Genomic DNA, 23,121 nt, shown 5'->3' with positions numbered 1-23,121 from the left:
CCCCCCCCCCCCCCCCCCCCCCCCCCCCCCCCCCCCCCCCCCCCCCCCCCCCCCCCCCCCCCCCCCCCCCCCCCCCCCCCCCCCCCCCCCCCCCCGCGCGTTTCGGCGGAGGTACGCGGGCCGCCCCGGGCGGCCGTCGCCGATCGGCTACGGTCACCGGCATGACCTGGGATGATCTCGACGCGCACCTGGACCGGGTGCCCGGCACCGTCTCGGCGTACGTGGGCCGGCTGGACGCACCACCGACCTGGACCCGCCACCCGGACGCCGCCCACTACGCGGCGAGCACCATGAAGGTGGCGGTGCTCGCCGCGCTCCACCGTGCCGCCGAGGCGGGCGCACTGGACCTGGACGCCCCGGTCCCCGTGGTCAACGAGTTCGACTCCGCCCAACCCGGCGCGCCCCGGTTCTCCTGCGCGCAGCACTACGACAACGACGACGCGGTCTGGGACCGGCTGGGCGACACGGCACCGCTGCGCTGGCTGGCCGACCGGATGATCGTGCGATCCAGCAACCTGGCCACCAACCTGGTCATCGGGCACGTCGGGCTGCCCGCGGTGGCCGAGGTGTGGACGCTGGCCGGTGCCCGCACCAGCGTGACCGGCCGGGGCATCGAGGACTTCGCGGCCCGCGCGGCCGGCATCACCAACACGGTCACCGCCGCCGACCTGGCCGCGCTGCTCGACGCGTTGGCCAACGGGGCCAGCACTCCCGGCCGACTCGCCGCGCCGGCCGCCTGCTCGGCCATGCTGGACGTCCTGCTCGCGCAGGAACACCGGGAGGACCTGGCCGCCGGCCTGCCCGCGGGCACCCGCATCGCGCACAAGAGCGGCTGGGTACGCGGTGTGCGCCACGGCGCGGGCGTCGTGCTGCCCGCCGACGCCCCGCCCTACCTGATCGCCGTCTGCACCACCACCGACCCGACCGACGGCAACGCCAGCGGCGACGAGACCAAGGACGACGCCTGCCTGCTGATCGCGCACATCTCCGCGCAGGTCTGGGCCGCCCGCCACCAGCTCTGACCGGCCCGACTGCGGCTAGGCTGCTCGGACCCCCACCCCGGAGCCGCCGATGCCCCGCAGTCGCACCCTGCTGCTCGCCTTCCTCGTCGTGACGGCAGCGAACCTGCTGGCCAACGCCACCGGAGGCGGCGTGGCCTTCTTCCTCACCAAACCGCTGCTGATGCCGCTGCTCGCCGCGTACCTGTGGCGGGCCAGCACCGAACAGGCAGCCCGGCCGGACCGGCTGGTCCTCGCCGGGCTGGCCTTCGCCACCGGCGGCGACATCGCCCTGATGATCGACGACACCGGCTGGTTCCTCGCCGGCATGGCCTGTTTCCTCGGCACGCACCTCTGCTACATCGCGGCGTTCACCCGCCACCGCGCCGCGACCACGCTGCGCCGTGCGCCGCTGGTCGCGGTCCCCCTGGGGTACGCGGTGCTGACCGTCGTCGCCCTGAACTGGATGTGGGCGGGGCTGACCGACGCCGGCCTGGCCGTGCCGGTGGCCGGCTACGCGCTCGCCCTGGCCGCGATGGCCAGCACGGCAGCCACCCAGGGCTGGCGGGTCGGTCTCGGTGCCGCCCTGTTCCTCGGGTCCGACCTGCTGATCGCCGCCGGAGTGGCAGGCGTTGCCGAACCACCCGGCGCGCCGGTACTGGTCATGACGAGCTACGCAGCCGGCCAGGCACTGATCGTCACCGGCCGCGCCGCCCGCGTCGGCACGCCGGTCACTCCAACAGTCGCGCCCGCAACGCACTGAGCGTCTCGTCGGTCAACCCCAACCCGTCGCGCAGGTACGCGTCGAACGAGCCGTGCACCCGGCGTACCTCGTCGTAGCCGGCGTCGAGGTACTCGGCGCGGACCTCCAGCACCGGCAGCACCGCGTCGACGTCCAGCTCCGGCTGCCGCCGACGCATCGCCTCGACGATCACCGCGCGCAGGCTCTCGGTCAGCTCGTTGTTGCGCAGGTAGTCGGCGCGGATCGCCGCCTCGTCCACCCCGAGCGCCGTCAACAGGATGACAGTCAGCCAACCCGTGCGGTCCTTGCCGGCGGAGCAGTGGTAGACCAACGGCAGGTTCTCCGCCTGGGCGGCCAGCCGCACCGCCTCGGCGAAGCCGACCCGCGCCGACTCGCCGGTCACGAACCACCGGTAGATGGCCGCCATCGCCCCCGCCGTGCCCTGCCGGGCCAACTCCGCGTACGCGTCCAGGTCGTGGCCGAGCAGCACCGCCGAGACGTACGTGAAGACCGGGTGCTCCGGGTCGTGCACCGGTTGGCGCACCACCCGTGGCTCACCGGCCAGCCGATCCGCCGGGGCGACCGCGATCTCGGCGGGGGCCCGCAGGTCGAGCACGCAGGCCGGCCCCACCTTCGCGAGCACCGGCAGGTCCTCGTCGGTCAACCGACCCAGCGCGGGAGTGCGGATCAGCTGTCCCACCCGGATCCGCCGCCCGTCGGCACCGACCAGCCCGCCCAGGTCACGCGCGTTCGGTGCGCCCACCAGTTCCCAGCTCTGCCCGGTCATCCGGTCCCCCATCCCACCGTGTGCCTGCGTATAGGGTGCCTGACATGACGATCTCGGAGGTACGCACCCACCGGGTATCCGCGCCCCTGCACACCCCGTTCGTCACCGCGCTGCGTCGTACCACCACAGTGGACACCCTGGTCGTCGAACTCGTCGACGCCGACGGCCGGTCCGGCTTCGGCGAAGCACCCCAGGTCTGGCAGGTCACCGGCGCGTCGGTCGCCGGCGCACGGGCGTGCGTACGCGAGGTGCTCGGCCCACGGTTGATCGGTCGCGATCCGGACGACCTGGTGACCCGTTGCGCCGAGGTGCAGCGCGCCGTGGCAGGCAACGAGGCGGCGAAGGCGGCGGTGGACGTCGCCCTGCACGACCTCGCCGCCCGGCGGCTGGGCGTACCCCTGGTGCGGTTGCTCGGTGGCACCACGCTGCGGGTGCCGACGGACGTCACGCTGGCCGCGGGCGACGCGGTGGACCTGGCGGCGGCGGCGCGGCAGCGGCAGTCCGACGGCTTCGGCGTGCTCAAGTTGAAGGTCGGCACCGACGCGACAGGCGACCTGGACCGGGTACGCGCCGTCCGCGCGGCCGTCGGCCCCGGGGTGGGGATCCGGCTCGACGCCAACCAGGGTTGGACGCCCCGGGAGGCGGTCCGGGTGATTCGTAGCATCGAGGACGCCGGGCTCGACGTGGAGCTGGTCGAGCAGCCGGTGGCCCGCTGGGACCTGGACGGGCTGGCCTGGGTCAGCGACCGGGTGTCCGTGCCGATCCTCGCCGACGAGGCGGTCTTCGGGGTCCGTGACCTGGTGGAGGTGATCCGCCGTCGGGCCGCCGACCTGGTCAACGTCAAGCTGGCCAAGTGTGGCGGCCTGCACCCGGCCCGTACCCTCCTCGAACTGGCCACCGCCCACGGGCTCGGCACGGTGGTCGGCTCGATGATGGAGAGCCAGGTCGGCGTCGGTGCGGCGGCGAGCCTGGTCGCCGCGTACGGCACCACCGCGGTCGCCGACCTGGACGCCGCCTGGTGGCTGGCCTGGTCGCCGGTGCAGGGCGGCATACGTTACGACGGGGCTTCCGTGGTGCTGCCGAATGCCCCTGGCCTGGGCATCTCCGGTCTGACTGAAGCAAAGGTGCAGTCCCGCGCTTGATGACCGTTGGTTTCTTTCATAGGGTTCCCCTGGACAACCGACTCGATCTGGGGGTTGACGTGGAGCTGCAACCGGGCCGCGAGGCCGTCGTCCGGGTCGCGGTGGCAACACTGTGGACCTCCCCCGAGGCGGTCCGACCGGCCGACCGCCCGGCGCTGAGCGCCGGAGCCGACATCCCCGCCTGGGTCTCCGGTCTCACCACCGACCAGCAGGTCGGCGACTGTGTGCTGAGCCAACTCCTGCTCGGCGAGCGGGTCCTCGTCAACGAACTGCGCCCGGACGGCTGGGCCCGGGTCGTCGCCGTCGAACAGCCAGCCGCCAAGCTGGACCCGCGTGGCTACCCCGGCTGGCTCCCCACCGACCAACTGACCACTGTCGACCCGGCCACCGGCACCGACCACCCGCTGGTGGTGGACGCCACGGTCACCGGGCTGCGCGCCGCCCCGGACGGCGCGATGGTGTTGCCCGGCGTCGTCGTCGGCACCCGTCTGGTCCCGGCCGGCCCCGCACGCGACGACTGGCGGCCGGTGCGCGTCCCCGGGCAGGCCACGCCGCTCTGGCTACCCGACAGCCACCTGGTCCCGGCACCGGCCGCGTCACCGCACGCCGAGCAGCCGCTCGCGGTGGCGCAGCGGCTGCTGGACGTGCTCTACATCTGGGGTGGGCTCTCCGCGCACGGCATCGACTGCTCGGGGTTGGTGCACCTGGCCTGGCGGCGGTTCGGGGTGCTGCTCCCCCGCGACGCCGACGACCAGGCCGCGGCCACCACCCCGCTGCCGCTGGGCACGGAACGCCCCGGCGATCTCTACTTCTTCGCCCGCCCCGGCCGCGGCATCCACCACATCGGCATCGTCACCGCCACACCCGGCGACGACGGCGAGCGGCGGATGCTGCACGCCTGCTACCGGCGGCGGCGGGTCATCGAGGAGCCGCTGCCAGCCGATCGGACCGCCACGCTGGTCGGCGCGCACCGGGTCTGACCGGCTGGGCAAGTCGGGCCTCAGCCGGCCGGGCGCCTCGGACCTGAGCCTTCCGGATGCGTCGGGCCCATAGCCGGCCGGGCGGCCTCGGGCCCCTGAGCCTTCCGGCTACGTCGGGCCCCAGGCCGGCCGGGCGCGTGGGGGCGCCCGGCCGGTGTGCGGTCAGCGGCGGGCGTCGGCCAACTCGCGGCGTCGATCCCGGGAGGACTTGATCAGGCTGGCGGCGGTGGCGATGCCCAGGGTGCCGATGATCACCAACAGCGACAGCCAGATCGGGATGTGCGGCGCCCAGCCGACGTGCTCACCACCGTTGATGAACGGCAGGTTGTTGTCGGCCAACGCCTCCAACACCAACTTGACCCCGATGAACCCGAGCACGACGGCCAGGCCGTAGCTCAGGTAGATCAGCCGGTCGAGCAGGCCACCGAGCAGGAAGTAGAGCTGACGCAGGCCCATCAGCGCGAAGACGTTCGCGGTGAAGACCAGGTACGGCTCCTGGGTGATGCCGAAGATCGCCGGGATCGAGTCCAGAGCGAAGATCAGGTCGGTGGTGCCGATCGCGATCATCACGATCAGCATCGGGGTGAACAGCCGCTTGCCGTTCGCGTGGGTGGTGAGCTTCGCGCCGTCGTAGTCCTTGGAGATCGGCAGCGCCTTGCGGCTCCACCGGATCAGCACGTTCTCGGAGAACTCGTCCTCGTCCGGCTCACCCTGTCGGGCCAGGTTGACGGCGGTGTAGATCAGGAACGCGCCGAAGATGTAGAAGACCCAGGAGAACTGCGAGATCAGCGCCGCACCGGCGGCGATGAACCCGCCGCGCATCACCAGTGCCAGCACGATGCCGACGAGCAGCACCTTCTGCTGGTACTGCCGGGGCACCCCGAAGCGGGCCATGATGATCACGAAGACGAAGAGGTTGTCCACCGAGAGGCTGTACTCGGTGAGCCAGCCGGTGTAAAACTGCCCGGCCGCGCTGGCGCCGGAGGTCAGCCAGACACCCGCGCCGAAGAGCAGGGCAAGCCCCACGTAGAAGGCGACCCAGAGGCTCGACTCCCGCACACTCGGCTCATGCGGGCGCCGACCAATGATCAACAGGTCGACGAGCAGGACCGCAGTCAGTGCGACAAGCGTCCCCGCCCACACCAATCCGGACACGTCCAACGTTCATTCCTCCGGCAGACACGCGGCGTCGGGCACACCGTACGCCCCCGCGGGGGCCGGCGTGCCGCTGTCGCTCACTCTGGTGGCTGTCGGAGGTCTCTTCCGCCGCCGCCCTGCGAACAGGGCGACGACCCACGGGGCCGGGTCGCGTCGCCGTGGTTCCGGCGATCGACCGTGCTGACGACTCCGTCGCGGGGGAATACTCCCCTCCTCGGAGACCATTGTTGCCCACCACGCCCCGTGATCACACCCCGGGCAGCCGGTGGCGCCGAACGGGCACCTCAGGTGCGGTGCGTCGGTACGGGGAGAGGCACGGCCGCACACCCGGCGGCGCTTCCTAGGAGGCTAGTGTAGGTCGGGTGCGGCCAGCGGGTCGGTGAGCGACCAGCCGGCGGCCAACAGGTCGTCGCAGGCGCGGACCGCGCGTGCCAGCCGCTCGGCGTGCGTGCCGGTCAACTCCACCACCGGCACTCCGCACCCGGTCAACTCGCTCCGAAACCGCTCGGTCATCCAGGCCCGCAGGTGCTCGCCGTCGCGAAGCCCGTCGTCGGTGAAGGGCACGTCCCGGTGATCCGTCAGCAGGTACAGGGCCGGCCGGCGGGCCGCCGCCCGCACCTGCGGCGACGCGCTGCCCAGATAACGCTCCTCCCACACCGCCGTGGCCCGCGCGTCGGTGTCGCAGACGAGCAGCGGCCCGCTCGTCCGGGCCGCCGCGTCCTCGGCCGACTGCTGCTCGCGCACCACCGTGCGGAAGTCGCTCCGGTCCCACGTGACGTCGAAGACGCTCGCCTGTGAGACGCGCTCACGCAACCGGGCCAGCTTGCGGGCGGTCAACTCCCGGCCGTACTCCGGCACCCAGGTCGTGCCGTAGTGCGCCGCGAGCGCCGCGGCCATCGTGGTGGTGCCTGTCGACTCCGCGCCGACCACCACCACCCGCCGGACGAACCAGGCGCGCACCGGCGGGCTCAACCACCGCCAGTGACCGACCGGATCCGCGCGGACGGCCGTGCCGGACACCGGCACGGTCCGCCGATCCGGATCCACCAACACGGGCACGGCGTCGAAGCGGCGAGCCAACTCCGCGCCGTACGCCTCGGACGAGACGACCACGTCCACCTTCCGGGAACCGACCGCGTCGCGGAACACCGCGCAGTGCGCGTCCCAGACGGCCGGGTCGTCGTAGTCGACCGGGTGGTCGTCGTAGCGGCCGACGAAGCGGACCCACGGGGTGTCCGCGTGCACCTCACGCAACCAGTCGAGCCGCAGCGTGAGCGGGATCGACTCCCGACGCGACGGTGCCACGACGACGGTGACCTCGGCGCAACGGGCCGCGGCGGCCGCGATCAACGCGTGGTGCCCGGCGTGCGGTGGGTAGAACTTGCCCACCACCAACCCGTGCCCGAACTCTGGGGCGCGCACCGGCCGGACGGCTGTCGGGGCCGGGCGCGGTGTCGGCACGCGACGGGGTGGTGTCGGGGTGCCATCCGCTGCTGGTGGACGAACCGGGGCCGGCGGGTCGGCGCTCACGGGGTGACCGGTGCCGGGCCGGGCGAGATCGTGGTCGGTCGGTCGACCCGACGCAGGTCCGCCCGCCAGGCACGCAGCCCGAGCACGCACAGGGCGAGGAAGACCAGGTAGAGGACGGCGGTCAGGTGCAGCCCCTTGTACGCGTACAACGGGATGTAGATCAGGTCGGCGGCGATCCAGAGCCACCAGCTCTCCACCCGCTTGCGGGTCTGCCCGTACGTGGCCAGCAGGGACAGCGCCGTGGTCAACGCGTCCGGCAGCGGCACTGTCGAGTCGGTGGCCCGGTCCAGCAGCACCCACAGCCCGCCGGTGAGCAGCACCCCGACGGCCGCCAGCGTGAGCCACTCCCGCCGCCCGGTCTGGCTCACCGTGAGTCGGCTCCGCCGCTCGCCACCGAACATCCACTGCCACCAGCCGTAGCAGCCGAGCGCGACGTAGACGACCTGGAGCCCCGCGTCGGCGTACAGCCCCGCGATCCAGAACACCAGCATGAGCAGCAGCACGTTGGCGATGCCGATCGGCCAGTTGGCGATCCTCTGCCGGGCCACCAACCACACGTTGAGCACACCTGTCGCGAACCCCAGCAGTTCCGCCCGGGTCGTGGCCGTGCCGGCCACCGAGAACGCGGTGCCGGTGAGCCAGTCAATGATCACGGTGCCACCCTAGGGGCAGCGTCGACACCGGAACAGACCCCGCGACGCCGCCGGTCCGGCCCGCCGTGGGAAACTTCCCGCCATGGTGCTTGAGGTCGCGCTGATCGACGTACTGCCCGGACACGAGGACGCGTTCGCCGCCGCGTACGCCGAGGGTCACCCCGTGCTCGCCGGTGCAACCGGCTGCCGGTCGGTGCGGATGACCCGGGGAATCGAGTCGCCCACGCGCTTCGTACTGCTCGTCGAATGGGACTCGGTCGAGGCGCACGAGGAAAACTTCCGGGCCACCGAGCGGTTCGACAGGTGGCGAGCGTTGATCGGGCCCCACTTCGCCGGGCCGCCCCTGGTCGAGCACTTCCTCGACGTACCCGCCTGACGAGACGTACCCGCCTGTTGCGACGTACCCGCCTGTTGCGACGTACCCGCCTGTTGCGACGTACCCGCCTGATTCGACGCACCAGCCCGCGCGACACTGTCGTACCCGGCGATTACCGTGCCTGCGCACGCGCCGGCCGCCGGTCCCGACGGGCTCGGGGGCGCCGGGCCCGGTGGCCGCGCGGCGTGCCCTACTCCCCGGCGCGACGGGCCAGCGCGGTGACCGTCTCCTCCGGTGACAGCGCGGCCTCCAGCAACGCCTCGGTCATCCGCTCGTAGCGGCCGACGTCGAGCACGGTGGCCAACCGGACGTCGGTGGTCAACGCCTCGATCATCACCGTCCGCGGGTCCGCCGGGTCGGGAAAGGCATAGCAGGAGTACGGCGTGAGCGGGTGCAGCCCGCCACCGGCCGCCCCACGGGGCAGCAGCCGCACCGTGACATGGGACAGCCCGGTCACGGTGACCAGGTGCCGCAGCTGCTCACGCCAGACCGCCACCGGCAGGTCACCCGGATCGCAGACGGCCGCGGCGAGCACCGCCGTGTAACGCGGCGGATAGGCCCGCCGCAACACCTCCTGCCGCAGGGCGCGGGCGCGCACCTCGGCCTCCACGTCGATCTCCGGCGTGAGCTGGGCGCCGGCCTCCACCAACACCCGGGTGTACGCGGGTGTCTGGAGCAGCCCCGGCACGACCGTCGGCTGGTACTCGACGATGTCGGCCGCGCCCGCCTCCAACTCGGCGTAGGTGCGCTGCCGTTCGCTCATCTCGCCAAGCGTCTTCCACCAGCCTCGGCTGGTCGCCGCGTCCCGGGCGATCACGATCAGCGCGTCCCGGGTAGGAGTGGGCACCTTGTAGATGTCCAGCAGATCGAGCACGTCGGCGAGGTCCGGGCGGCTCTGGCCCAGCTCGATGCGGGACAACTTCGACGTCGAGGCCCAACCCAGCCGGTCGCAGACCTGCTCCAGGGTCAGCGCCTCGCGCCGACGCAGTTGGCGCAGTTCTGCGCCCAGACGTGCACGTCGAATGACAGGACTCGTTGGCAGCGGCATCCCGGCCTCCCCATCGAGGGAGCGTACGCAGGACGATCACCCAGTGCAATAGCTCGCTCGCTCACCGCAATCAGGTCATTCGGCGCGGTCGGCCCGCCGGACCGCCTCAGGGTCGGTAGGTGCCGAACGCCCACACCGTGCCCGCCAGGTCCCGGGCGGCGTAGTCGCGGGACCCGTAGTCGGTGTCGAACGGTTCTCTGGTGATCTCGGCCCCGGCCGCGCGGGCCTGCCGCGCAGCCGATCCGGCCCCGCGCTCCGCGCTGCGCAGGTCGGTCACGTCCAGCGGAGCACCCCAGCCCAGGATCAGCACCACGAAGACGCCTGCCGACTCACGGCGGACCAGCGGGAGGTCCGCATGTTCCCGGTAGCCGACGTACCGGTCGACGAACGGACGCAGGCTGACCTCGGGTAGCCCGAGGACCATCTCCCCCACCGGTGCCACCGCCGTCACCCGCGCCCGCCCTCCGTACGCCGGCGGCGACCCAGCGGCTCGCTGGTCACGCCCGGCGGCTGGTCGTCACTTCACGCCGGCGGCGTCCATGCCGCGCAGCTCCTTCTTCAGGTCGGAGACCTCGTCGCGGATCCGGGCCGCCAGCTCGAACTGCAACTCGCGGGCTGCGGCCAGCATCTGGTCGTTGAGCTCCTGAATGAGCTGGGCGAGGTCGGCACGGGCCATCCCCTCCCGCGAGGTGGTGGTGGCGCCCCGGCTCCGGCTGCGGGTCTCCTTGACCGGTGCCTTGCCTCGGGAGAGCTGGCGCACCGCGCCGCCGACCCGGGAGTTTTCGGTGTCCTCCGCCTCGCGGTAGATGTCGTCCAGGATGTCGTGGATCTTCTTACGCAACGGCTCCGGGCTGATCCCGTGCGCCTCGTTGTGCGCGATCTGCTTGGCCCGACGCCGATCGGTCTCGTCGATCGCCGCCGCCATCGACGGAGTGATCTTGTCGGCGTACATGTGCACCTGACCGGAGACGTTACGGGCGGCCCGCCCGATGGTCTGGATCAGTGACCGGCCACTGCGCAGGAAGCCCTCCTTGTCGGCATCGAGGATCGCCACCAGCGACACCTCGGGCAGGTCCAGACCTTCGCGGAGCAGGTTGATGCCGACCAACACGTCGTAGTCGCCCTTGCGCAGCTCGCGCAGCAGCTCCACCCGGCGCAACGTGTCGACCTCCGAGTGCAGGTAACGCACCCGGATGCCATTTTCCAGGAGGTAGTCGGACAGGTCCTCGGCCATCTTCTTGGTCAGCGTGGTGACCAACACCCGCTCGTCCCGGTCGGTCCGCAGCTTGATCTCGTGCATCAGGTCGTCGATCTGACCCTTGGTCGGCTTGATCACGACCTGCGGGTCGACCAGACCGGTGGGCCGGATGACCTGCTCGACGAACTCGCCCTGCGCCTGCTCCATCTCCCACGTGCCGGGAGTGGCGGACAGGTAGACCATCTGGCCGACCCGCTCCAGGAACTCGTCGAAGCGCAGCGGCCGGTTGTCGGCCGCGCTGGGCAGCCGGAAACCGTGGTCGATGAGCATCCGCTTGCGGGACGCGTCACCCTCGTACATGCCGCCGATCTGCGGGATGGTCACGTGTGACTCGTCGACCACGGTGAGGAAGTCGTCCGGGAAGTAGTCGAGCAGGCAGTGCGGCGGGCTGCCGGGCAGCCGCCCGTCCATGTGCATCGAGTAGTTCTCGATGCCGGAGCAGAAGCCCACCTGCCGCATCATCTCGATGTCGTAGGTGGTGCGCATGCGCAGCCGCTGCGCCTCCAGCAGTTTGCCCTGCCGCTCCAACTCGGCGAGGCGCTCGGCCAGCTCCACCTCGATGTCGCGGATCGCCCGCTCCATCCGCTCCGGACCGGCCGCGTAGTGCGTCGCCGGGAAGATCACCAGCTGGTCCACCTCGCGGACCACGTCACCTGTCAACGGGTTGAGGTAGTAGAGCTTCTCCACCTCGTCGCCGAACAGCTCGATGCGGACCGCCAACTCCTCGTACGCCGGAATGATCTCCAGCGTGTCGCCGCGGACCCGGAACGTGCCGCGCTGGAAGGCCATGTCGTTGCGGGTGTACTGGATGTCGACAAGCCGGCGGAGCAACTGGTCACGGTCGAGCTCCTGGCCGGTCTGCACCTTCACCGCCCGGTCCAGGTATTCCTCCGGGGTGCCGAGGCCGTAGATCGCCGAGACGGTCGCCACCACGATCACGTCGCGGCGGGTGAGCAGCGACATCGTCGCCGAGTGCCGCAACCGCTCCACCTCCTCGTTGATCGAGGAGTCCTTCTCGATGTAGGTGTCGGTCTGCGGGATGTACGCCTCGGGCTGGTAGTAGTCGTAGTACGAGACGAAGTATTCGACCGCATTGTGCGGCAGCAGCTCGCTGAACTCCTTGGCCAGCTGGGCGCAGAGCGTCTTGTTCGGGGCGAGCACCAGGGTCGGGCGCTGCAACCGCTCGATCAGCCACGCCGTGGTGGCGCTCTTGCCGGTGCCGGTCGCGCCGAGCAGCACCGTGTTGCGGTCGCCACGCCGAACCCGGCGCGCAAGATCATCGATGGCTGCCGGTTGGTCACCGGCCGGCTGAAACTCACTGACGACCTGGAAGCGGCTGTCGAGCCGGGGAATGTCGAGCGCCATGCCGTCAACGGTACGCCGGAGGTCCGACAGGAAAGGCCGTCACGCCAGGTACGTGATCAGCTTCAATATTCCCATTGTGTGGCCGATGTCACCCGGACTACCCTCTCCATGTAGGCCGCTCGCGGCGGCCGACCGGGCCGGTGGCCAGGCCAACATCATGGCCGGCCACCCCCGGCACTGCGGTCGCTGCACCCGGCTCGTCCGGCGTGCGCACCCGTGTGGTCGCGCTCGAGGCGCAGACCGGCCGCCGCGAGCGCCCCTGCTCGTCACCCCGGCGCCTCCCGCCCGTTTCACCTCCCGTGGACACCTCTGCGACCCCGCCGCCCGACACCACCACCCCCACGGGCACGCCCCAGCCGGACAGCACCCACCGGCGGAGCGCTTCCGCGGCGGGTAAGCCCGGCACCCCGGCCGCCGGCCGGCGCCGCGCCGGCCGGCACCGCACCAGCTCGGCCGACGCCAACGCGGCCAACCGGCCCACCGGGAGCCGCAGCGGGTCCACCGCCAGCCCGACCGACACCGAACGGTCCACCGACACCACACAGCCCGACACCGAACGACCCACCGGCACCGGAAGGCCCAAAGGCAGCGGGCGACCCACCGAAACCGACCAGCCCACCACCACCGGACCGACCGACAACGACCGGCCCGCCACCGACCCGCCTGCCGCCACATCCCAGCCCGCTACCGGCCGACCCGCCGCTCCCCAGCGCAGCGCCACCAAACCCACCACCCGAGCCACCACCCGGTCCGCCACCACCACCCGGTCCGCCACCACCAAACCCACCACCCAGTCCGCCGCCGCCGAGCCCACCACCCGGTCCGCCACTACCGGGCCCACCACCGCTCAGCCCGCCGCCACCGAGCCCACCACCGCTCAGTCCGCCGCCGACCGCCGAACGGCCACCGGCCGGGGCGCCGGCAGGGGCGCCGGCAGGGGCGCCGGCAGGGGCGCCGGCAGGACCCCGGTGACCAGCCGCGCCGACGACACGACCGACCCAGCCGCCGACACCGCCGGTCCGGCCTCGGCCAGCCGCCGCAGACGTACCGTGCTGTTCGTGCTCGCTCTGACCGCTGTGACATCCGCGACGGCGTTGGTGTTCGGGCTGTTGAGCTGGGCGCCGGACCCGCCCGAGCCCGCCCGGCCACTGACGCACGCGGAGGGTGAGCGGCTGGCCGCCGTGCGGGTCACCAACCTGCGGGACCTGCGCGCCGGGGTCCGCGTCACCGCCGGCGTCGACGCGGCCCGGATCGAGCTGGTCGGCTGGGTGGACTGGTCGCGGTCGCTGCTCTACCTCGACGTGGGCGGGCCCGGCGCGGGTGCTGAGCGCGGGCTGGTGCAGAGGGCCGGCCCGGTGCTGGTGATCCGGCCCGACGCGGCGGCGGTGCCCACCCCCGCCGCACCTCCGTTGGTGCCGCCGGCAGACCGTTGGCGGCTGCACCGCCTGCCGTCCGGGGTGAGCCTCGCAGTGGTGCTCGACCTGCTCCTCGGCCTGGCCGCCGACCGCCCGGACGCGACCCCGACGGTGCCGGGCGCGGCGCGCTGGATCGCCCGGGACACCGTGGCGGCCGGCCCGGTGGACGTCCTCCAGGCACCGCTGCTCGCCAGGACACCACCCGCGGGCAGCACCGCGACGCCCACGCCGCAGGTCGAGCCGACGGGCGCCGGGCCGGACGGGCAGACCCGGTACTGGCTCGACCAGGACGCTCGACTGCACAAGCTCGTCACCCGGCTGCCCGGCGTCGGGCCGGTCACGGTGACCCTGCACCGGGCGGACCGCCCGACACTCCGGCCGGTGGACGCCCTCGGCGGCCGGCCCGGCCTGCCCCGCGCACTGACCGACGCCGAGCAGCGTCGACTGGATCGGCTGCCGGCCCGGTTACGCGCCCAGGGCGGCGCGGCGGTCACGCTGACCGCGCCGACGGGCACCGACACCAACCTGCGGGGCGCCGGCTGGTTGAGCTGGACCGCGCGTACCGCGTACCTCACGGTTGCCGACCTGGCCGTTCCGGACCGGCGGACCCTGCTGCGCCGCGACACCGCTGGTCAGGCCCGGGCGGACCTGCCGGCGGCTGCCGCTGGCGGCGGCACGGCGGAGGCGCCGGGCCGGCCACCCCTGCCGCCCCCGGCCGGAGCGTGGCGGGTCTCCCGATCCGCCGGGGACGACGTGAGCCTGCTCGTCGACGCCGCGGTGGCGGCCGGGTCGGTCGGGCCACGCGGCGCGGCCGTGCGGGTACGCGAGGACGTCACCGCCGGACGGACCGTGGACGTCGTCGAGGTGGGCCCGGCGGCCGCACGGCTGCGCTACTGGATCGACCGCGACGGGTCGCTGCGGCGGCTGGAGCTGCGCACCCACGGCAACGCATGGGCCCAACTGGATCTCCACCGCGCCGTGGTGCCGCGACTGGCACCGGTGCCCCGACCGGCTGCCAAGCCTCGGCCCCCCGCCCCTCGGCCCCGCTGACCCGTGACCCTCAGGGCCGCCAGCCGGTCTGCGCGGCCCACTGCTCGGCCCGCAGGTACTCCTCGTCGAACCACGGGTCGCGCGCCGTGCCGGAGTCGCTGGCGGCTGGAGCCGCATCGACCAGCTCCCGCTTGAGCTGCAGGTACGCGGCCCGGTGATCCGGGTCGGCCCGCAGGTGGTCGCGCATCAGCAACGCGTACCGCCAGCCCGGCGACCCCTCCAACCGCACGTGCAGGCGCACCGGACGAGCCGGGTCCGCGCTGCCGTGCAGGCGCTTCTCCCACCGACCACGGCCGGCCGGGCGCGGATCGTCCCACCACTGCCCCGGCACCCGCGGGAACCCGGCGTTCGCCAGCCGGTCAGCCAGCGCCCCGTCGGCGTCGACGAGGCTGGGCACGGCCACCTGCACGTCGATGACGTCCTGGGCGGTGAGGCCGGGCACCGCGGTCGAGCCGATGTGGTCGATCCGCAGGGCGTCCGAGGCCAGCGTGTGCCGGATTCGGGCGGCCAGCCGTGCGTACTGCTCGGGCCAGCTCGCGTCGGACTCCACCGGGTCGCCGCCACCCGGCGGGACCACCCGCCGCTGACGCAGGTTGTCCTCGTAGGGCAGCAGCCGCTGCGACCAGAGCGCGTCGACGGCGTCGTGCAACGCCGCCAGGCTCCCGTCGTTGCCGAGCACCACGTCGGCGGCCGCGCGGCGACGCGCGTCGTCGGTCTGGGCGGCGATCCGCCGCTCGGCCTCCGCGCGACCCATCCCCCGGTCGCGCACCAGCCGTTCCAGTCGGGTCGTCACGGCCGTCTGCACCACGACCACCAGGTGGTACGTGGGCGCGAGACCCACCTCCACCAGCAGCGGTACGTCGTTGACGACGATCGCGTCGGGTGGTGCCGCGGCGGCCAACTCCGCGGTGCGGGCCCGCACCCGGGGGTGGGTGATCGACTCCAGCCGACGGCGGGCGGTCTCGTCGGCGAACACCACCGTGCCCAGCGCGGCACGGTCCAGGGCGCCATCGGCATCCAGCACCGTGTCGGAGAAGGCGGCAACGATCTCGGCCAGCCCAGCGCTGCCGGGGGCGACGACCTCGCGGGCCACCTGGTCGGCGTCGATGAGCACCGCGCCCCGCTCGACGAGCCGTGCCGCCACCGCGCTCTTGCCCGACCCGATCCCGCCGGTCAACCCCACTCTCAGCACCCGACCAGTCAACCGGATCACGAGCCCCGCCGCCAAACCCACCGCCGGCTCGGCGAGGTCCCACCCCACTCACCTTCCGATCCGCCCCCGGACCCCGGCCCCCGGCCCCCGGCCCGGCCCCCGGCCCGGCCCGGCCCGGAAGATCGTGCTCGATCCAGGATGTAGTGGTATGCAAGGTCCGGGAGGCCCCTACATCCTGGATCGAGCACGATCTTGTCGACAAGCGCCAGCCCCGGAGGACACCATCGCCCGGCACGTCCGGGTACGGCGAAGGCCCCGCCCCCGGCGATCCGGAGATCGCGCGGGGGCGGGGCCCGTCGTCGTTCAGACGTTCAGCGGGTCACTTGCCGCCGGCGAGCTTCTCCCGCAGAGCGGCGAGCGCCTCGTCGGTGGCCAGCGTGCCGGCCGGCTCCTCGGCCTGCCGGCTCGGCGCCGGGCTGGACGAAGAGGTGGTGCCACCGCCACCGGTGCCGGCAGCGGCCGGGACGACCGGAGTCGGGTTGGCAGCGGCCTCGGCGTCGGCGGCCCGAGAGGTCTGCACCTGCTTGGTGTGGGCCTCCCAGCGCTGACGAGCCTCGGCGTACTGGTTCTCCCAGGTCTCGCGCTGCTTGTCGTACCCCTCGAGCCACTCGCCCGTCTCCGGGTCGAAGCCCTCGGGGTAGATGTAGTTGCCCTCGGTGTCGTACGTCGCGGCCATGCCGTAGAGGGTCGGGTCGAAGTGCTCCTCGCCCTCGACGAAGCCCTCGTTGGCCTGCTTGAGCGACAGCGAGATCCGGCGGCGCTCCAGGTCGATGTCGATGACCTTGACCATGACCTCGGAACCGACCTGGACGACCTGCTCCGGGATCTCCACGTGGCGCTCGGCCAGCTCGGAGATGTGGACCAGGCCCTCGATGCCGTCGTCCACGCGGACGAACGCACCGAACGGAACCAGCTTGGTGACCTTACCCGGCACGATCTGCTGGATCGCGTGGGTGCGGGCGAACTGCCGCCACGGGTCCTCCTGGGTCGCCTTCAGCGACAACGAGACCCGCTCGCGGTCCAGGTCGACGTCCAGGACCTCGACCTCGACCTCCTGGCCCACCTCGACGACCTCGGACGGGTGGTCGATGTGCTTCCAGGACAGCTCGGAGACGTGCACCAGACCGTCGACGCCGCCGAGGTCCACGAACGCGCCGAAGTTGACGATCGAGGACACGACGCCCTTGCGGACCTGGCCCTTCTGCAGCTTGTTGAGGAACTCGGTGCGCACCTCGGACTGCGTCTGCTCCAGCCAGGCCCGGCGGGACAGAACCACGTTGTTGCGGTTCTTGTCCAGCTCGATGATCTTGGCTTCGAGCTCCCGCCCGACGTACGGCTGCAGGTCACGCACACGACGCATCTCGACCAGGGACGCGGGCAGGAAGCCGCGCAGCCCGATGTCGAGGATGAGGCCGCCCTTGACCACCTCGATGACCGAACCGCGAACGACGCCGTCCTCGTCCTTGATCTTCTCGATCGTGCCCCAGGCCCGCTCGTACTGTGCCCGCTTCTTGGAGAGGATCAGACGACCCTCCTTGTCCTCCTTCTGGAGGACAAGGGCCTCGATGTGGTCGCCAACCGTCACAACCTCGGCGGGGTCCACGTCGTGCTTGATCGACAACTCACGAGAGGGGATGACGCCCTCGGTCTTGTAGCCGATGTCGAGCAGGACCTCGTCCCGATCGACCTTGACGACGGTGCCTTCGACAATGTCGCCGTCGTTGAAGTACTTGATGGTCTCGTCGATCGCGGCGAGGAATGCCTCCTCGGAACCGAGATCGTCGTGGGTGACCCGGGTGGCGCTCGAGGGGGCCTCGATGCTGCTCGTCATGTGGGCGGTTGCTCCGGTCGGTGGGTTGTCACAGCAGGCTGGTGTCGCAGTGACCTGTTCGCGCCAGCGGATCCGTCGCCGGGCACACCGAACGATCGCCTAGTGAGATCATGATGTGGCTCCGTCGACCGCGCACCTGCTCCCTGCCGAGGCAACGCGATCCGCGAGCGCATCGTCTAGCCTACCGTGCGCATTACCACAGCGTGCAAGCCCTCCCGGCTTCTCTCCGTGTGACGACCTGCGAAAGACGAACAATCGCCCGGAAAGCACCTCTGCTGTCTCGTGCGTCACAGTAGCCCCAGCGTCGCCCTCCGCCCCGCCTGATCGACTCGGTTTCCTGAGAATCGGCGTGTCCCACCCGGCTGGACACCGCGACGTCACCGAAACCGAGTCGATCAGGCAGCGGCACGCGCGAAGCCGCGCGGATCGTGGACGCGCCGCCGCACCCAACCTGGCGGATGGGGCCTAGCGTGAGCGCGTGGATGACGACAGCCGGGTCACCCGGCGCCGGGTGGGTGACGCCGAGGCCCGGCGGGCCAACCGCCGCTGGTGGGACACCGACGCCGACGACTACCAGGCTGAGCACGGCGCGTTCCTCGGCGACGTGGACTTCGTCTGGTGCCCGGAGGGCCTGCGCGAGGCCGATGCCCGGCTGCTCGGCGACCTACCCGGTCGCCAGGTGCTGGAGGTCGGCTGCGGCGCGGCCTCCGCCGCCCGCTGGTTGGCCACCCAGGGTGCCCGGCCGGTCGCCTTCGACCTGTCCGCCGGCATGTTGCGGCACGCCGCCAAGGCCGCCGACCGCACCGGGGTACGCGTACCGCTGGTGCAGGCCGACGCGCTCGCCCTGCCGTTCGCCGACCGGTCGTTCGACCTCGCCTGCACCGCCTTCGGCGCGATTCCGTTCGTGGACGACTCGGCGGCGCTGCTCGCCGAGGTGCACCGGGTGCTGCGCCCCGGCGGCCGGTGGGTGTTCTCGGTGACCCACCCGATGCGGTGGATCTTTCTCGACGACCCCGGCGAGGGCGGGCTCACCGCCGTGCACTCGTACTTCGACCGCTCCCCCTACGTCGAGCAGGACGAGGCCGGCGTCGCCACGTACGTCGAGCAGCACCGCACCCTCGGCGACCGGATCCGGGAGCTGGTCGGTGCCGGCTTCCGGCTGCTGGACCTGGTGGAGCCGGAATGGCCGCAGGGGCACGAGGGCATCTGGGGGCAGTGGAGCCCGTTGCGCGGTCGGCTCTTCCCCGGCACCGCCATCTTCGTCACCGAGAAGCCCGCGGAGTGAGCGCGTCGCACCCGTAGTCCGCCCTGCGTCGCATCGATCGCCGGTAGGCTCGTCCCATGAGCGCCGAGCCCATCCCGACATCACCTGGCCCCTGGTGTCCGGACCCGATGCGGCAGCAGCGTGCCGACTACACGCTGGAGGACCTGCTCACCCTGCCGGACGACGCCCCCCGCGTCGAACTCGTCGACGGAGTTATCCAGGTGACACCCTCCCCCACCCTGGGCCATCAAGACATCTCATTTCTCCTGCGCATGTGGCTGCACTCGCGTGTGCCGGCTCACCTTCGCATCGCTCAGGCCGTCGGAGTCGGGCTCAGCTTCAACACCAGCCGACAACCGGACGTCCTGCTGTGCCGAGCCGAGGTGCCGTCCGACCGGTCCTTGCTCCGTCCGGCGGACGTGCTCCTCGCCGTGGAGATCGTCTCGCCCGGGACGCGACGGATCGACAGGTTCGCGAAGCCCGGCGAGTACGCCGCCGCCGGCATCCCGTTCTACTGGCGCATCGAGCAGGATCCGGTGCACGTCTACGCGTACCGGATCGGCGACCGGGTGGGCCCCGGCGGTGAGCGACAGTACGAGCTGGTCGCCGACGGCGCCGACGTGATCGAGCTGGTCGAGCCGTTCGACATCAAGCTGCCGATCGCCGAGATCACCCCGTAGCGCGTCCCCGGACCTGCCGTTTCGCCGCACCGCTGTCGGGTAGCCGAGGAGCATGGCCGAACAGCGATTCCGCGCGGGCGACCAGGTTTCCTGGTCGGCCCACGGCAGCCGCGCGTACGGCGTGGTGCAGGAGACGATCACCGAGCGGACGCGGATCCGCGGACGGGCCGTGAACGCGGCCCCCGACGACCCGCAGTACCGGGTTCGCAGTGACGGAACGGGCCGCGACGTGGCCCACCGACCCGAGGCGCTGCGTCATGAGCAAGGCTGACGACCAGGGCCGGGACACCTACCGGGAGTTCACCGAGGCGGTGAACATGAAGCCCGGCGAGCTGTCCACCTGGCTGGAGACCGACGAGTCGAAGCAGGTTGGCTGGCACAAGGGCGGTCGCTCCGGTGGCGGCGAGTCCGTCGGACACGAATCCGGCCGGAAGATCATCAACCTGCTCCGGCGCAAACGTGGCGATCTGTCCGAGGGCGACTACAAACACATGCGCAAGGTCGTCGGGTACGTACGCCGGCACATGGCGCAGCGCCCCTCCGGCAACGTTCGCGACACGAGGTGGCGCTGGTCCCTCATGAACTGGGGCCACGACCCGACGAAGTAGCCGGTGCTTCGCGCAAGATCCGCGCAACTTCGGTGAAGTTGGTGCCTCACAACGACACGACCCAGCACTTTTCCCGAAGTTGCGCAGATCTTGGTACGACGTAGGCCGGGCCAGCGCCGGACAGTTCGGTGCCCGCCGGGCGGGCCGCGACCAGGGCGACCCGGTCAGGGGTTCCGGGGCAGCCCGACCCACGCAGGGATCAAGCCTGACCGCCCGGAGTGGGTCGGGCTGCCCCGGAACCCCCACACCGCAACCAACAATCAGTGATCAGCGCTGTTCCAGTCGAGCCCGTCGCCGACCGACACCGACAACGGCACCGACAGCGGGTACGCCTCGCCCATCTCCCGCCGGACCAGTGCCTCCAGCGCCTCCCGCTCACTGGGGGCGACCTCGAAGACCAGCTCGTCGTGCACCTGCAACAGCATCCGCGAGCGCAGCCCGGCCTCGCCCAGCGCGGTGTCGACGTGCAGCATCGCCACCTTGATGATGTCGGCGGCGGAGCCCTGGATCGGGGCGTTGAGGGCCATCCGTTCGGCGATGTCGCGGCGTTGCCGGTTGTCGCTGACCAGGTCGGGCAGGTAGCGACGGCGACCCAGGATGGTGGAGGTGTAGCCGTCCTGGCGGGCCTTGGCGACGACCTGGTGCAGGTAGTCGCGCACCCCGCCGAAGCCGGCGAAGTAGTTTTCCATCAGCCCGCGCGCCTCTTCGGTGCTGATGTTGAGCTGCTGGGACAGGCCGAACGCGCTCAGTCCGTACGCCAGGCCGTAGTTCATGGCCTTGATCTTGCGGCGCTGGTCGGCGCTGACCTCCTCCAGTGGCACCCCGAAGACCGACGAGGCGGTGGCGGCGTGGAAGTCGGCGCCGGAGTTGAACGCCTCGATCAGCGCGTCGTCCGAGGACAGGTGCGCCATGATGCGCATCTCGATCTGGCTGTAGTCGGCGGTGAGCAGGCACTCGTACCCCTCACCCACCACGAAGGCGCGCCGGATCCGCCGGCCCTCCTCGGTGCGGATCGGGATGTTCTGCAGGTTGGGCTCGGTGGAGGAGAGCCGACCGGTGGCCGCCACCGTCTGGTTGAAGGTGGTGTGGATCCGGCCGTCGTCGGAGACCGACTTGAGTAGCCCGTCGACTGTCGACTTGAGCTTGGCCACGTCCCGGTGGCGCAGCAGGTGGGCCAGCACCGGGTGCGGCTGCTGCGCATAGAGCCACTGCAGGGCGTCGGCGTCGGTGGTGTAGCCCGTCTTGATCTTCTTGGTCTTGGGCAGGCCCAGCTCGGTGAAGAGGATCTCCTGCAACTGCTTGGGCGAGCCGAGGTTGAACTCCCGACCCACCGCCTCGTACGCGCCCTGCGCGGCGGCCTTCACCTCCGCGGCGAAGTGCGCCTCCAACTCGGACAGGTAGTGCGTGTCGGCGGCGATGCCGGTGCTCTCCATGCCGGCCAGCACCCGCATCAGCGGCAGCTCCACGCCGGCCATCAGGCGGGCGGACTGCTCGCCGTCGCGGGACAGCTCGGCGTCGATCGCGTCGGCCAGGTCGAGGGTGGCCCGGGCCTGGAGCATCAGGTTCTGCTCGGCCACGCCCTCGTCGCCGAGCCCGTCGAGGGTGAGCTGACCGGACTCCGGGACGTCCACCCGCAGCTCCCGGTGCAGGTAGCGCAGCGCCAGGTCGGTCAGGTCGTAGGACCGCTGGTCGGGGCGGGCCAGGTACGCGGCGATCTGGGTGTCGCGGACGATGCCGGCGAGCTGCCAGCCGTGCGCGGCGCAGGCCAGCACGGCCGGTTTGCTGTCGTGCAGCACCTTGGGTCGCTGCGCGTCGGCCAACCAGCCGGCCAGGGCGCCCTCGTCGGTGGCGTCGAGCCGCGTGGGGTCGACCCAGGCCGCCGCACCGCCGGCGGTGGCCAGCGCCAACCCGAGGATGGCGGCGGTGTGCCGGCGGTTGGGACCGGTGTCGAGCTTGACCGCCAACCCGACCGGGGTGCCGGTCGGGGCGTGCGCGGTCAGCCACCCCGCGAGCGCGCCCGGCTCGGTGAGCACCTCGCCGGTGAGGTCGAAGCCGGACTCGGCCTCCGGCTCGACCGCCTCCAGGTATTGGTAGAGACGGTCGCGCAGGATGCGGAACTCCAGGGTGTCGAAGACCTGGTGCACCGCCTCCCGGTCCCAGCCGGCCCAGCGGGTGTCCTCCGGGCGCAGCGGCAGCTCCAGGTCGGAGACGAGCCTGTTGATCTCGTAGTTGCGGATCACGTCGGCGAGCCGCTCCCGCAGACTGTCGCCGGCCTTGCCCTTGATCTCGTCGGCGCGGGCGATCACGCCCTCCACCCCGCCGTACGTGGTGATCCATTTGGCCGCGGTCTTCGGGCCGACGCCGGGGATGCCGGGCAGGTTGTCACTGGTCTCGCCGACCAGCGCGGCGAGGTCCCGGTACTGCTGGGGGCCGACGCCGTACTTCGCCTCGATCGCCGCCGGGTCCATCCGGGCCAGGTCGGAGACGCCCTTGCGCGGGTAGAGGACGGTGATCTGGTCGTCGACCAGCTGGAACGCGTCGCGGTCGCCGCTGCTGATGAGCACCGACATGCCCTGGTCGCGGGCCTGGCAGGCGAGCGTGGCGATGACGTCGTCGGCCTCGTAGCCCTCCATCTCCACCACCGGGATCTGGAGCGCGGCCAGGACCTCCTTGACCAGGCTGACCTGGCCCTTGAAGTCGGTCGGGGTCTCGCTGCGGCCGGCCTTGTACTCCGCGTACTTTTCGGTGCGGAAGGACCGGCGGGAGACGTCGAAGGCCACGACGATGTGGGTGGGCTGCTCGTCACGCAGCACGTTGATCAGCATCGAGGTGAAGCCGTACACCGCGTTGGTCGGCTGACCCGTCGTGGTGGAGAAGTTTTCCACAGGCAGGGCGAAGAAAGCCCGGTATGCCAGGGAATGTCCGTCGACGAGGAGCAGGCGCGGCGTCGTAGCTGTCACGGCAGCGACTCTAGCCCGTCACACCGACATCCCTGGCCGGCGGCACCGGGTGACCCGATGCGA

General features: G+C 71.9%; 19 protein-coding genes and 1 pseudogene. 10 read left to right on the top strand and 10 right to left on the bottom strand.

Annotation, left to right across the window (positions count from 1 at the left end; all coding sequences use genetic code 11):
- Positions 1–161 precede the first annotated feature (161 nt).
- Positions 162–1,022, top strand: a complete 861-nt coding sequence (locus ACGFIQ_RS23805; RefSeq protein ID WP_393246965.1) for a serine hydrolase — start codon at positions 162–164, stop codon at positions 1,020–1,022.
- A 49-nt stretch (positions 1,023–1,071) separates the two neighbouring features.
- On the top strand, positions 1,072–1,761 hold the full coding sequence (locus tag ACGFIQ_RS23800) for a lysoplasmalogenase (RefSeq protein ID WP_393246963.1): 690 nt from the start codon (positions 1,072–1,074) through the stop codon (positions 1,759–1,761).
- On the opposite strand, the gene ACGFIQ_RS23795 is transcribed toward ACGFIQ_RS23800, so the two are convergent.
- A complete protein-coding gene (locus tag ACGFIQ_RS23795) occupies positions 1,730–2,527 on the bottom strand; it encodes a tyrosine-protein phosphatase (RefSeq protein ID WP_393246961.1) in 798 nt (265 codons plus the stop codon). The genes ACGFIQ_RS23800 and ACGFIQ_RS23795 overlap by 32 nt on opposite strands.
- Before the next feature lie 44 nt (positions 2,528–2,571).
- Between ACGFIQ_RS23795 and ACGFIQ_RS23790 the strand changes: the two genes are divergently transcribed.
- The gene (locus ACGFIQ_RS23790; protein ID WP_393246959.1) at positions 2,572–3,669 is read left to right on the top strand and encodes a mandelate racemase/muconate lactonizing enzyme family protein; all 1,098 of its coding nucleotides are present in this window, start codon (positions 2,572–2,574) and stop codon (positions 3,667–3,669) included.
- Between the two features lie 59 nt (positions 3,670–3,728).
- Complete coding sequence (locus ACGFIQ_RS23785; RefSeq protein WP_393246957.1) at positions 3,729–4,649, top strand: NlpC/P60 family protein; 921 nt, start codon at positions 3,729–3,731, stop codon at positions 4,647–4,649.
- A 162-nt stretch (positions 4,650–4,811) separates the two neighbouring features.
- Here ACGFIQ_RS23785 and ACGFIQ_RS23780 read toward each other — a convergent pair whose 3' ends face one another.
- From ACGFIQ_RS23780 to pnuC, 3 genes are all read right to left on the bottom strand, one after another.
- Positions 4,812–5,810 carry a TerC family protein gene (locus ACGFIQ_RS23780; protein ID WP_393246955.1) on the bottom strand — a complete coding sequence of 333 codons (999 nt, stop codon included), beginning with the start codon at positions 5,808–5,810 and terminating at the stop codon, positions 4,812–4,814.
- Positions 5,811–6,155: 345 nt separating this feature from the next.
- The gene (locus ACGFIQ_RS23775; RefSeq protein WP_393246953.1) at positions 6,156–7,229 is read right to left on the bottom strand and encodes an AAA family ATPase; all 1,074 of its coding nucleotides are present in this window, start codon (positions 7,227–7,229) and stop codon (positions 6,156–6,158) included.
- Positions 7,230–7,333: 104 nt separating this feature from the next.
- Complete coding sequence (gene pnuC / locus ACGFIQ_RS23770; RefSeq protein WP_393246951.1) at positions 7,334–7,990, bottom strand: nicotinamide riboside transporter PnuC; 657 nt, start codon at positions 7,988–7,990, stop codon at positions 7,334–7,336.
- Positions 7,991–8,072: 82 nt separating this feature from the next.
- Between pnuC and ACGFIQ_RS23765 the strand changes: the two genes are divergently transcribed.
- Positions 8,073–8,366, top strand: coding sequence for an antibiotic biosynthesis monooxygenase family protein (locus ACGFIQ_RS23765; protein WP_393246949.1), 294 nt, complete (start codon positions 8,073–8,075; stop codon positions 8,364–8,366).
- A gap of 190 nt (positions 8,367–8,556) precedes the next feature.
- Here ACGFIQ_RS23765 and ACGFIQ_RS23760 read toward each other — a convergent pair whose 3' ends face one another.
- From ACGFIQ_RS23760 to uvrB, 3 genes are all read right to left on the bottom strand, one after another.
- Entirely contained in the window at positions 8,557–9,414 is an 858-nt protein-coding gene (locus ACGFIQ_RS23760; protein ID WP_357524159.1) for a helix-turn-helix transcriptional regulator, read from the bottom strand.
- Between the two features lie 106 nt (positions 9,415–9,520).
- Positions 9,521–9,865: a hypothetical protein gene (locus ACGFIQ_RS23755; protein WP_393246946.1), complete on the bottom strand. Its 345-nt coding sequence runs from the start codon at positions 9,863–9,865 to the stop codon at positions 9,521–9,523.
- Between the two features lie 66 nt (positions 9,866–9,931).
- A complete protein-coding gene (gene uvrB / locus ACGFIQ_RS23750; RefSeq protein ID WP_393246944.1) occupies positions 9,932–12,037 on the bottom strand; it encodes an excinuclease ABC subunit UvrB in 2,106 nt (701 codons plus the stop codon).
- 299 nt (positions 12,038–12,336) lie between these two features.
- Here uvrB and ACGFIQ_RS23745 point away from each other — a divergent pair, with 299 nt between their 5' ends.
- On the top strand, positions 12,337–14,502 hold the full coding sequence (locus ACGFIQ_RS23745) for a hypothetical protein (protein WP_393246942.1): 2,166 nt from the start codon (positions 12,337–12,339) through the stop codon (positions 14,500–14,502).
- Between the two features lie 10 nt (positions 14,503–14,512).
- Here ACGFIQ_RS23745 and coaE read toward each other — a convergent pair whose 3' ends face one another.
- Positions 14,513–15,694 carry a dephospho-CoA kinase gene (gene coaE / locus ACGFIQ_RS23740; protein ID WP_393246940.1) on the bottom strand — a complete coding sequence of 394 codons (1,182 nt, stop codon included), beginning with the start codon at positions 15,692–15,694 and terminating at the stop codon, positions 14,513–14,515.
- A gap of 340 nt (positions 15,695–16,034) precedes the next feature.
- On the bottom strand, positions 16,035–17,546 hold the full coding sequence (rpsA, locus tag ACGFIQ_RS23735) for a 30S ribosomal protein S1 (RefSeq protein WP_393246937.1): 1,512 nt from the start codon (positions 17,544–17,546) through the stop codon (positions 16,035–16,037).
- A gap of 478 nt (positions 17,547–18,024) precedes the next feature.
- Between rpsA and ACGFIQ_RS23730 the strand changes: the two genes are divergently transcribed.
- From ACGFIQ_RS23730 to ACGFIQ_RS23715, 4 genes and pseudogenes are all read left to right on the top strand, one after another.
- On the top strand, positions 18,025–18,831 hold the full coding sequence (locus ACGFIQ_RS23730; protein ID WP_393246935.1) for a class I SAM-dependent methyltransferase: 807 nt from the start codon (positions 18,025–18,027) through the stop codon (positions 18,829–18,831).
- Between the two features lie 56 nt (positions 18,832–18,887).
- Positions 18,888–19,490 carry a Uma2 family endonuclease gene (locus tag ACGFIQ_RS23725; protein WP_393246933.1) on the top strand — a complete coding sequence of 201 codons (603 nt, stop codon included), beginning with the start codon at positions 18,888–18,890 and terminating at the stop codon, positions 19,488–19,490.
- 52 nt (positions 19,491–19,542) lie between these two features.
- Positions 19,543–19,761: a DUF2945 domain-containing protein gene (locus ACGFIQ_RS23720; protein ID WP_393246931.1), complete on the top strand. Its 219-nt coding sequence runs from the start codon at positions 19,543–19,545 to the stop codon at positions 19,759–19,761.
- A pseudogene (locus ACGFIQ_RS23715) lies at positions 19,748–20,095 on the top strand (DUF3140 domain-containing protein); the annotation flags it as partial. The gene ACGFIQ_RS23720 and the pseudogene ACGFIQ_RS23715, both read left to right, overlap by 14 nt.
- 263 nt (positions 20,096–20,358) lie before the next feature.
- Here ACGFIQ_RS23715 and polA read toward each other — a convergent pair.
- A complete protein-coding gene (polA, locus tag ACGFIQ_RS23710; protein WP_393246929.1) occupies positions 20,359–23,058 on the bottom strand; it encodes a DNA polymerase I in 2,700 nt (899 codons plus the stop codon).
- Positions 23,059–23,121: the final 63 nt, after the last annotated feature.

It is taken from the genome of Micromonospora sp. NPDC048898 (assembly GCF_043198035.1).
In the GTDB taxonomy this organism is placed as follows: Bacteria; Actinomycetota; Actinomycetes; order Mycobacteriales; family Micromonosporaceae; genus Micromonospora.
Note: the sequence above shows the minus strand (reverse complement) of the source record. Positions and strands in the feature narration are given on the sequence as shown.